Annotated in this window: 12 protein-coding genes; 1 reads left to right on the top strand and 11 read right to left on the bottom strand. The window is 32.8% G+C overall.

Features of this window, described 5'->3' with window-relative positions:
• Nucleotides 1-295: 295 nt before the first annotated feature.
• From BMZ04_RS21405 to BMZ04_RS21355, 11 genes are all read right to left on the bottom strand, one after another.
• On the bottom strand, nucleotides 296-835 hold the full coding sequence (locus tag BMZ04_RS21405; RefSeq protein ID WP_093277605.1) for a GNAT family N-acetyltransferase: 540 nt from the start codon (nucleotides 833-835) through the stop codon (nucleotides 296-298).
• Nucleotides 836-1,071: 236 nt separating this feature from the next.
• Entirely contained in the window at nucleotides 1,072-1,413 is a 342-nt protein-coding gene (locus BMZ04_RS21400) for a DUF6678 family protein (RefSeq protein ID WP_093277600.1), read from the bottom strand.
• 151 nt (nucleotides 1,414-1,564) lie between these two features.
• Nucleotides 1,565-1,828, bottom strand: coding sequence for a hypothetical protein (locus tag BMZ04_RS21395; protein ID WP_093277596.1), 264 nt, complete (start codon nucleotides 1,826-1,828; stop codon nucleotides 1,565-1,567).
• A 122-nt stretch (nucleotides 1,829-1,950) separates the two neighbouring features.
• On the bottom strand, nucleotides 1,951-2,331 hold the full coding sequence (locus BMZ04_RS21390; protein ID WP_093277592.1) for a hypothetical protein: 381 nt from the start codon (nucleotides 2,329-2,331) through the stop codon (nucleotides 1,951-1,953).
• A 68-nt stretch (nucleotides 2,332-2,399) separates the two neighbouring features.
• Complete coding sequence (locus BMZ04_RS21385; RefSeq protein ID WP_093277589.1) at nucleotides 2,400-2,600, bottom strand: hypothetical protein; 201 nt, start codon at nucleotides 2,598-2,600, stop codon at nucleotides 2,400-2,402.
• Between the two features lie 381 nt (nucleotides 2,601-2,981).
• Entirely contained in the window at nucleotides 2,982-3,818 is an 837-nt protein-coding gene (locus BMZ04_RS21380; RefSeq protein WP_093277586.1) for a hypothetical protein, read from the bottom strand.
• A 3-nt stretch (nucleotides 3,819-3,821) separates the two neighbouring features.
• On the bottom strand, nucleotides 3,822-4,370 hold the full coding sequence (locus BMZ04_RS21375; protein WP_093277582.1) for a hypothetical protein: 549 nt from the start codon (nucleotides 4,368-4,370) through the stop codon (nucleotides 3,822-3,824).
• 338 nt (nucleotides 4,371-4,708) lie between these two features.
• Entirely contained in the window at nucleotides 4,709-5,527 is an 819-nt protein-coding gene (locus tag BMZ04_RS21370) for a sugar nucleotide-binding protein (RefSeq protein ID WP_177184544.1), read from the bottom strand.
• A 261-nt stretch (nucleotides 5,528-5,788) separates the two neighbouring features.
• Entirely contained in the window at nucleotides 5,789-6,316 is a 528-nt protein-coding gene (locus BMZ04_RS21365; protein ID WP_093277574.1) for a WGR domain-containing protein, read from the bottom strand.
• Between the two features lie 146 nt (nucleotides 6,317-6,462).
• Complete coding sequence (locus tag BMZ04_RS21360; RefSeq protein WP_093277570.1) at nucleotides 6,463-6,825, bottom strand: hypothetical protein; 363 nt, start codon at nucleotides 6,823-6,825, stop codon at nucleotides 6,463-6,465.
• Between the two features lie 317 nt (nucleotides 6,826-7,142).
• Nucleotides 7,143-9,308 (bottom strand): transglycosylase domain-containing protein, encoded by a 2,166-nt coding sequence (locus tag BMZ04_RS21355; protein WP_177184545.1) that lies wholly within the window; start codon nucleotides 9,306-9,308, stop codon nucleotides 7,143-7,145.
• A 306-nt stretch (nucleotides 9,309-9,614) separates the two neighbouring features.
• Between BMZ04_RS21355 and BMZ04_RS22575 the strand changes: the two genes are divergently transcribed.
• Nucleotides 9,615-9,791: a hypothetical protein gene (locus tag BMZ04_RS22575; RefSeq protein WP_177184543.1), complete on the top strand. Its 177-nt coding sequence runs from the start codon at nucleotides 9,615-9,617 to the stop codon at nucleotides 9,789-9,791.
• Nucleotides 9,792-10,049: the final 258 nt, after the last annotated feature.

Below are 10,049 nucleotides of genomic sequence, written 5' to 3'. Positions count from 1 at the left end.
TCATTCCTATCCTCGGTTATAAAGTTAGGATTTCGGAAGAAATCCCTTGTTTTTTCACACCTTAGTGCTTATAACAAAACTTGTCGCGCTGCCCCTTTAGTTTAAGTGTAACATTTCACAATGCATATCTGAGATCAACTTAATGTTTTGGACATAAAAATAGACCATCGAAATGATGGCCATATTTAGCTAAAGCACCCGTTAGTTTAAGTACATTACTTCACAATCTCCTGGTCGAATGATCCCTAGATTAAGTATTAAAAAGCTATCAACGCTGTACTTGTATCGTTTTGGATTATTGCAATAGCATACTTTTAAAATCACATTTAAGTATTGCCATAATAATTTCATCGGAGTACACATCATTGTAATATAAGGATTGACGTAAGACTCCTTCTTTTACAAACCCAACCTTTTCATATGCTCTAATTCCACGCAAATTATGGCTAAATACTTCTAACTGTAAACGATTTAATTGGAGTTGTTCAAAGACAAAACTTAGAACAATTTTTATAGCTTCAGTACCATATCCTTTTCCTGTTAATGAAATGGTAGCCATTGATATCCTGAATCCTGCTTTTTTGTTCTCCTCATCTATATCGAAAATCGATAACTCTCCAATCATTTCGTCAGTGCTTTTTAAACAAATAGCGAAATCATAGCGGCTAGAATCATTATTAATATTTTCAATATGTGTCTTAATTTGATCCAATGAAAAATTAGAATTGGTTCCAGTCATATAACGTATTTCTTCATCCATTGTATTTTCTAACATAATAGGTGCATCTAACTCGGAAAGAGGTCTTAAATAAATTCTCTCACTCTCTAATCTCATTTATACTTTCTCCTTAATTTCTGTTGTTTTATGTATTGTTTAAAATATATGAATCTTATAATGCTATGAAATACCAAAAACAAATAATAAAAGTTTTACACCTAAAAAGGTACAGTTTTTTGCTAATGGTATTATTACTGCTTATCATTCTACTTTCAATGACCATGAATTTTATACAGATGTTCTAATGTTGATGGTCTCGTTAACTAAAGCACCCGTTAGTTGAAGAAGATTCTTTAAATATAATCCATGAAAGTCCCTTCTTTTATATAACCATAAACCTTGATAGTATTACCTAACACCTCACCTGGAACGTGTATCTTTTTTAGGATTTTTAACAATTTATTTTTTGTTTCTTCATTTTCAAATTTAATTTCTAACCATTCAATTGTTTTATAGCTATCCTTATTTCCATCTGTTTTGAAATGATGAAACCATTCTGCATCCCAATCACATGTATAATTAGTCTCCATATCCCTCTGTCGCCAATAGATAAGTTCTGGTATATCAATCATTGCTAACCAAATTTCTTCCCATTTTGTATCATTCATTAGACTTTGGTATCCAGCAAAACTCATTTTTTTTCCTCCTATATATTATTTCTTATTAAACTAACCTGCTGCGTTAGTTGAAGTGTAACATTTCACAATGTGTCACCGAAATCTACCTGAAGTTTTGGGTAAAAAGTTAGACCATCGAAATGATGGTCTTGTTTAACTAAAGCACCCGTTAGTTTAATAAGTTAAGTTCTTCTTCTGCAAGTTTTATAGCATTCTGTTCCGTATCCGTTATTGTATTAGAAGTTGTGACTTCTTGCCATAACGCCTCCCAAACATCCCCATCATCATCAACACATTCAGGTAAATATTCAAACAATTGGACACGATAAATCCCTCCAATTGTAAAAATGACTGCCTTATATTTCTTGTTCTTCGCTATAATCTCTTTACAAATTTCCATCATATCACCATTCTTATAAATAATTTTGTACAAGGTACTTGAAGGTAATCCTTCTTCAACTAACCTGCCCCTTTAGTTCAATAATAAAAATGCTTTACTCCTTCTTGAAGTAAAGCACCCGTTAGTTTAATAACGAATTAAGCGTTGGACTATGTTTAATAAATGGTATCCCAAAACTTATCACTCTTCATATCTTCAAATACTTTTTTAAAAGTATTTAGAATCTGTTCAACATCATTATCACTAAAAATAATCATTTGAACTGGAGAGATACTTGAAGTGCCACCATTCTTTGAACACGCAAAAATCCTTAATTGAGAAGAATCTTCCCAAACAAAAGCCTCGATAAGCCAGTGTGTAGCATAAGAGTAGTCAGGGGTTATTTCGTCATAAGTCAGAGCAAACTTATCCCTTTCTCCAATTGGTAAAAACTCATATCTTATACACCTAATGCCTTTTCTTTTAAATCTTTGACGTTTGGCTTCATTTAAAGCATTATATCTATTTTCTAATTTTTTCTTTAATCGCTTTCTCATTTTTCACCTCTTATTTAACATTCTTTTATTGAACTAAACTGCTTCGTTAGTTCAATAAGATAACAAATTCAATTGTGTTTTTTACTTTCATCATCTTTAAAAAAATTAATTATTCCAAATATAACCGCACTAATTAGACCACCTATACTCAAAGCAACAAAACGTCCCCAGTCTACTTCTTCATTTTTCCATAAACTCATAATAAATACAGCTATAAGCGCACCAATAACCCAACCTATCAAAGATTTTATTATACTTTTAATAGCCATCCCTCCGTTGAACTAAACTGCTTCGTTAGTTTAAGTGTAAACCTTCACAAACTTATTCTTATTTTAACATTATTCAGATAGGTGAAAATGATTTAATCAGACGTGGAGAAGGTGTTATAGTCTAATAAAAATTTCTCCTTCTACATTTTTTGTACAACTTTATTTTCCCGTTACATCTTCTTAGCTAGAGAAATTTAAGATTGATTTCTTTTAAAGTTCAAAGCATCCAAGGGTATCTGCTACTATTACAAATACATTAGAATCAGTCAAATGCAAACAAAAGCGTTCAACTTTTGGGACGCTTTTGTTTGCTGTTCTTATAAATGTTATTTTTGCTTCCTATTTTATCTTTGTTGTGCAGTCATAACCAATTAAAAGTGTTCAATTATTTAGGACCATTACTGAATTTGCAAGCCTTTTTTCATTACCGAGCAATGTTGTATAATACCGTTGCTCTATACCATAGAGAAGTTTTTTTAGATCATCCTCTGATTTAATCCTAAAAAATTTATGGTTTTCATCATATTGTAATTCTCCGCAATATTCTTTTGTATAGGCAAATATACTTTGCTGATCCTGAGGGGAATAGGTTCCAAGTGTATCCATAGCTAATGCTATCCGCTTTCTATTAGCTGTCTTCACCTTATTAACATTGTAACCTTCCTCTAACCTAATAAAGTCATTTTTCAAAAATTCCTCCGTTTCTACCTGTGTTGCTTCTTTATATAATGTTTCAATTCCTCGGAAAATACTTGTTAATGCACTTAACTTTTTAAAATAAAGTAAATCAAAATCCTGGTCGTATATTGCATCTGGAATTTTGTTCAATATTAATATTGGTTCATTTTCACTATCAACAAGGACTGGAGTAGCAGACATAGAAAGAAACTTCTTTTTTATCAAATTCGATTCATATATCTTTTGAAAAAAGTAAGTTCCCCCTTGAACTGAACATAAATACTCTAATTTACTGTAGTTTTGTTTGGTAACTTGATTATAGTCAGTTGATATGAAAGTTCTGGATAAGAATTCTATATAGAACTCTTTGTTGGAAAAGTCATCTATCGTGAACCATTCATCTTCCTCAAGCTTATAGGATGGAGAATATGGAACTCCATTTTCTAAGTTTTGAGGTATCAGATAAATATCTTTTTCACTTGATAGAACTTTAAAAAACTCTCCTTGAACTCCCTTAGTTTTGGAGACCAAATAATTCACAATTTACACCTCTCGATCTATAAAAGTAAAATTATTAATTCGTTTTAATCTTTGAAAGCTGAGATTTTTAGGATCCTTTAGTATTCGTTTAGAAATAATAAATACCTTTACGCTTGTATTAGTGGTTACATAGTAAAAGTGGTAACCGAATATTAGATATAATGGATTAAAATATAGTGTCTGGGACAGAAATGTAAAAACAAAAAGTATAATAAAAACAAAGAATAAGGTTTCGAAGTATGGAACACTTAATGCAACAAAAAAGTAGCCAAGATAACTTGGAAGAAATGCATTATTTGCTTGTTCAACTTCTTTTATTACAGGGGTTTTATCTGAATGAATACTATCGTCATCTAAAAAGTTTGAAAATGTAAGACTGACATAAGTAAGACAAATTGGAATCAAAATATATATTAAATATGAGATAAAGTCAGGAATAATATCAAAACAAGAAACAATATCTCCTAACACAAATTGTTCTTTGGCAAGATATACAACTATAATTAAGGAAGTAGCATTAAAAGTTAAAAATAATCTAAATAATACATTCACTCGTATACCCCACTCCTACTAATCTGTTAAGAAAGCTTCTAAGAATTATGTCCTATTTTATCATATAATGGTATTATTCACTATATTCATTATTATCTCTTTCCTCATAATATTTACTTAGAAGGGTTATCGTAGAGGACTTATAATATATAAGACTATGTTAAAGATAGAGGTTAATTTAAAATGCACAAAAAAACGAGCTGGAAAATGTGTCTCCAAGCTCATTGTATTTTGATGTCCTTTTATTCCTAAAGCACCCGTTAGTGAAAAAAACGGGAATCTCTATTTCCGTTATTCTAAATTAAGGATTATGCAATTTCTAATATATTTATTAAAACTCAGCTTACCAGGTAAGTAATAATTTGTTCATTTGTTATTTTAAGATGGTCTGTTAAATCTTCACGATTTGACACGAGACCAAAATAATAAGTACATTCTTTGTCTTGATAAGGCTTAGGATGAATATTTACTTTTTCATTGGTTAATTTGTTAACTAATTCTTCATAGAATGCACATTCCTTTACCATGTTTACCGCACCTAAATGAAATATCCCACTCAATTCATTTTTTAAAATGAAGTGCATTTGAAGAGCTAACTGTTTGTCTAACAAAAAATTACATTCTAAATTACTATAAGCTTGTATAGGTGCAGCAGTTTCAATATTATTTTTAATAGCATTAAAGCGAGGTGAATTCTTTCCCCAAATTCCTGGAATTCTAACTATATTGGCACGATTTCCAAGTGATTCCGTTAGCATCTTTTCACAATCAATTTTATATTGACCATAATCAGATTTAGAAATTGGTTCTTCCAATTCACTGTGGTGCCTTGACAAATCTCCATCGAAGACATTTGTAGTTGAGAAAAAGTAAAGTACACAATTCCTGTTTTTTAATTCTTCGGCTAAATGTCGGTGGAATTTTAATTGATCGTCGAAATCACCCTTTAAACTTGAAACAATAATATCAGGTTGGACAAAATTAAGTATTTCACTAAATTTTTCCTCATCCTGAATATTTATTTGAAATTGCTTATCGTCTGTAAGATTGGTCGCTGATGAAAAATAAGTTCCATATACATCAAAATCATTTATACATTCCTTAGCTATAGCTTTCCCAACCAACCCACTAGCACCAAGAATCAATATTTTCTTCAAGATACAACCTCCCAAATAGTTAATATACCAACTGTTCGTTCTTTTTTCACTTCTACATCGAACCAGAATATGTTCTTAGCATAGTAAAAATACCTTCCCATTTACAGCCACTAGAATTTAGAAAGTAAATGGATAATTCGTTGTCTTTTACAATATATTCTTGGTTATGATAACAAAATCCTTCTTCAACTAACCTGCACCTTTAGTTCAATAAGAAAAAAGGCTTTACTCCTTCTTGAAGTAAAGCACCCGTTAGTTGAATTAGATAATATCAAATTCAGTACCTTCTGGATAAAGAGAAACATATTCTTCATCTTCATCTAAATAGGCTATTTTCACATTATCTAATAATTTTTTATTAGATAATTCAGCAATTGTAGTTTTTAAAGCTTTTTCGACATCGATAACGTAATTGAAGACGTTTGTACTACCACTACCAATGTCTCCACCATCACTCGAACCATTTCCAGTCCAACCTAAACACTCATTCATTAAATCTTCAACTATTTGCCTTTTATCAAGTGCTTCTTCCATTTCATTTTCTTCATATTGGTATTGGACAATAAACTCGATTAACTCCTCTTCATCAAGTACTTCATAACCCTCATTCAACTTCTCTTCAGCTAATTTTTCCATTACCTTTTCTGCTTTTTCAAATAACTTTAATTTAACTTCTTCTGTTTCACCAGTATCTCCAACAACACCATAATGGACTGTTAGTGTTTTACCATCTTTCCAAGCTTCCCAATACATCAATTCATTATCAACTTCTTTGACTAACTTAATCACTGTTGATTCCCCCTGTGAAAATTACTTATTTATGTACATTTATACCCTTGTTTAACTAAACTGCCGCTTTAGTGAAAATGAAGAATAATAATTTCCAACTATATATCACGTAATTGCTTTGAACATTAAAACTTAACGAGAAATCACTATGCTAAATTTTGCTTTTTGAATCCATATCTATATAAACCTAGCAATAGAGGATACATAATAATAAACGTGAAAACCGTAACAAAAATAATTCCTTCTATTCCTAGTTCAGCATCTTGAAACCCATAATAAAGTGAAGATACAATTGCATCTATTACAGTAACTATGAATATGATTTTCCAAAAAGATTGCGAATAGAATTGTTTCTTGTATACATAACCATAAAATCCCACTGTGTTAATAATGGCAATAATCGTACTCACAATTCTTAATACAGTTTCTCCCCAACCATATTCATTTTCTAAAAACAATGACACTATCAACAAAACTAACATTATCCAAAAATAAATTTTCCAAAGCATCTTTGTACCTCACGTTTCTTCATTTATACCATTGTTTACTAATTCCCCCCCAGAATACTTGACTTCTCAAATCTTAACAATATATTCCTGTGATTTATATATGTAATTTTTTCCTTATTGTATTAATCCGCTGCGTTAGTTCAACAAGAAAAAAGAGTTGCCTAAGCAACCCTATGCTCTTTACTAAAGCACCCTTTACTTTAAGTACAATACTTCACAATCTATTTTACACCTCAATAAATCCAACTCCTTAAATGTGTTGTCCATGCAAAAAGACGCCTTCTTATTAAAGAAAAGCGCCCGATTGTTGAACTTTGCTATTCTTGTTTTTCCTTTTCTTCCTCTTTCTTTTTCTTCTCTTCTTCTTTCTTTTCCTTCTCTTCTTCCTTTTCCATTTTCTTCTCTTCTTTTTCTTTCTTCCTCTCTTCTTCTTTCTCTTTCTTCTCCTTATCTTTATCTTTATCTTTATCTTTATCTTTATCTTTATCTTTCTTTTCTTTTTTCTCTTCTTCCTGTTTTTCCTTCTGTTCTAAATCTCTTTCCTTCTGTTTTTCCTTTTTTTTCAGCTGGTCTTTAAGCTGTTTTTCCAGCGCCAATAAATCGAATTCTTTTTGGGAAAATTCCGTTATAGACTCCGAGAGAATTTCATTGAAAATTTTTGTGACCGTAGAGCCGCTGTATCCCGATAAATAATGATTTTCATCCGTTTGATCATAGCCCATCCAAACTGCCCCAACAATTTGAGGCGTATATCCGACAAACCAATGATCCTTCGCTCCTCCTGCATTCGCAAATGGGAGTTGTGTTGTACCCGTTTTACCGGCGATTTCCCAGCCTTCCACTTGAGCATTCATCCCTGAGCCTTCTTCAACAACACCTTTAAGCATATAGGTGATTTTCTGGGCGACTAAAGGATCCGTGACATTTGTCGCGTTACTATGCCATACTGCCATGACCTCGCCATTGACATCTTCAATTTTTTGAATAGCGTGTGCTTCTGCCATCACCCCATTATTGGGGAAAGTGGAAAACGCCTGCGCCATCAATAAAGGCGATACGCCTTCATTCAAACCACCAAGTGCTAAAGCTAGATTAGAATCCTCTTCCGTTAATGGAATACCGAATCGCTCGACTGCATTAATCCCGTATTTCAATCCCATCCTTTGCAACAACCATACCGCCGGGACGTTATAGGAATTTACCAAAGCTTCATACATCGTCACTTCTCCACGGAATTGATTGTCAACGTTCATTGGTTGATATCCAGCTATATTAATAGGCGAGTCTGGTAAGATATCAAAGATGTCATATCCCTGTTCTAAGGCTGGGGTATATACTGCCAGCGGTTTAATGGTAGACGCAGGTTGCCGTTTTAGTTGAGTCGCACGATTAAATCCTCTAAAAGTGTGTTCCCCTCTTCCTCCAACAAGGGCGTTGATTCCGCCGCTTGAGGGGTTGATGAAGATGGCGCCACTTTGAATTAGCTGGTCAGATTGCCCTTCAGGAAACATCTCGTCATCCCTATACACCTGTTCCACTGCATTTTGTATTGTAGGATTTAATTCTGTATAAATATGAAGTCCACCTGAAAGAACCTCATTTTCTGTAAGTTCATAGTTCTTTATGGCTTCCTCAATAATATGGTCTACATAATAAGGGTATTTCCCTTTATAATCATCTATCTTTTTGCCCTCTAAAACTATTGGCTGTTCTTTTGCCGCTTCCACATCATCTTGACTAATGTAACCTTCCTTTTCCATTAAGGATAAAACCAGATTTCTCCGTTCGACTGATTTGTCCATATCTTTGAATGGAGACAAATTGGAAGGCGATTTAATCAACCCTGCGAGCATCGCCGACTCACCTATCGTTAATTCGCTTACATCCTTGCCAAAATACGTTTGGGAAGCACGCTGAATGCCCCAAGCTCCTTCTCCAAAGTAAATCTGATTTAAGTACCGTTCCATAATTTCATCTTTGGAGTAGGTTCGTTCAATTTTTTTCGTCAAGATAAGCTCTTTAAACTTTCTCGTATATGTACGCTCTTGTGTTAGAAAAACATTTTTTGCCAACTGCTGCGTGATTGTGCTTCCGCCCGCCACAATTTCTCCGCTTGTTAGGTTTTTCGTCAATGCTTTAACAATTCCGATAACATTAATGCCATTATGCTTGTAAAACTTCTGGTCTTCTGTAGCAATTACGGCTTGAATAACCTGGTCAGGAATCTGTTCTATGCTAACTCCTTCTATTTTGGAACCTGAAATCTTACTAGCTACATCTCCATTTTGATCATAAATAATCGTTGGCTGTGGAGCCGGATCGTCTAATTTACTGACATCACTTTTCAAAATTAATATATTAAAGATCAGTAGGCAGCTTAAAACGAATATTGTACCTGTTGCTAAAATCTTTACTATCATTTTTTTATCTTTAAACTTACTCCATATCTGCCCGGTTAATTTCCGTTGCTCTCTTCTTTCCATTCTTCTCACGTTTTATTCCACCTTCTAGTCTGACGATGTTTCATATTCAGCTGTTGCATAAAGGTAATTGTTAGATATGGAGTATATATAGTCAATAGGGAATTTGTAATCTACTACTTTGTGCCTTCTTATGTAAACCATTGCCTCGAGAATATTTTAGAAATGATCCTAAGATTGAAAAGGAGCGCTAATTCCTCTTGAATACCGCCCTATTCTTGAATGAGCTACTGCATAGTGTCCTCGGACTGTACATAATCTTCATATGACCAATGAGATATAAATTATTTTGACTGGAGGTAATAACTAATGGGAGCGATGGCTATAATCCCTATTTTACTTATGATTATTATTTATCTGGCTGTTATTGGTTTTACAATTTGGTTTGCAATTAGCCTTATTAAAGCTCAAAAAGAACGAAATGTTGTACTTGAAGAGATTTCAAGCAAACTCGATGGTATAAAGATTAGTAAAAAGGAAGAGTGATACTCTTTCTTTTTTTACTACGCAGTCAAATAAGCAATACCATTGTTCAAGATGATAACTAAAAAGACACAATTGCTTGTACTAGAATTGCGCCCTTTAATGGAATAACTATAATAGTTCTTAACTCTACTTAATTCTTATTGAACTAACGCACCCGTTAGTTGAAGAAGAAAGTATAGAAGTAGTGGATACTTCAGTTATTTTTTATAGAAAAAGTCGGTGCAGAATCTACATTTACTAACCATCGAAATTCTTGAG

The sequence above is a fragment of the Psychrobacillus sp. OK032 genome, assembly GCF_900111345.1.
In the GTDB taxonomy this organism is placed as follows: Bacteria; Bacillota; Bacilli; order Bacillales_A; family Planococcaceae; genus Psychrobacillus.
Note: the sequence above shows the minus strand (reverse complement) of the source record. Positions and strands in the feature narration are given on the sequence as shown.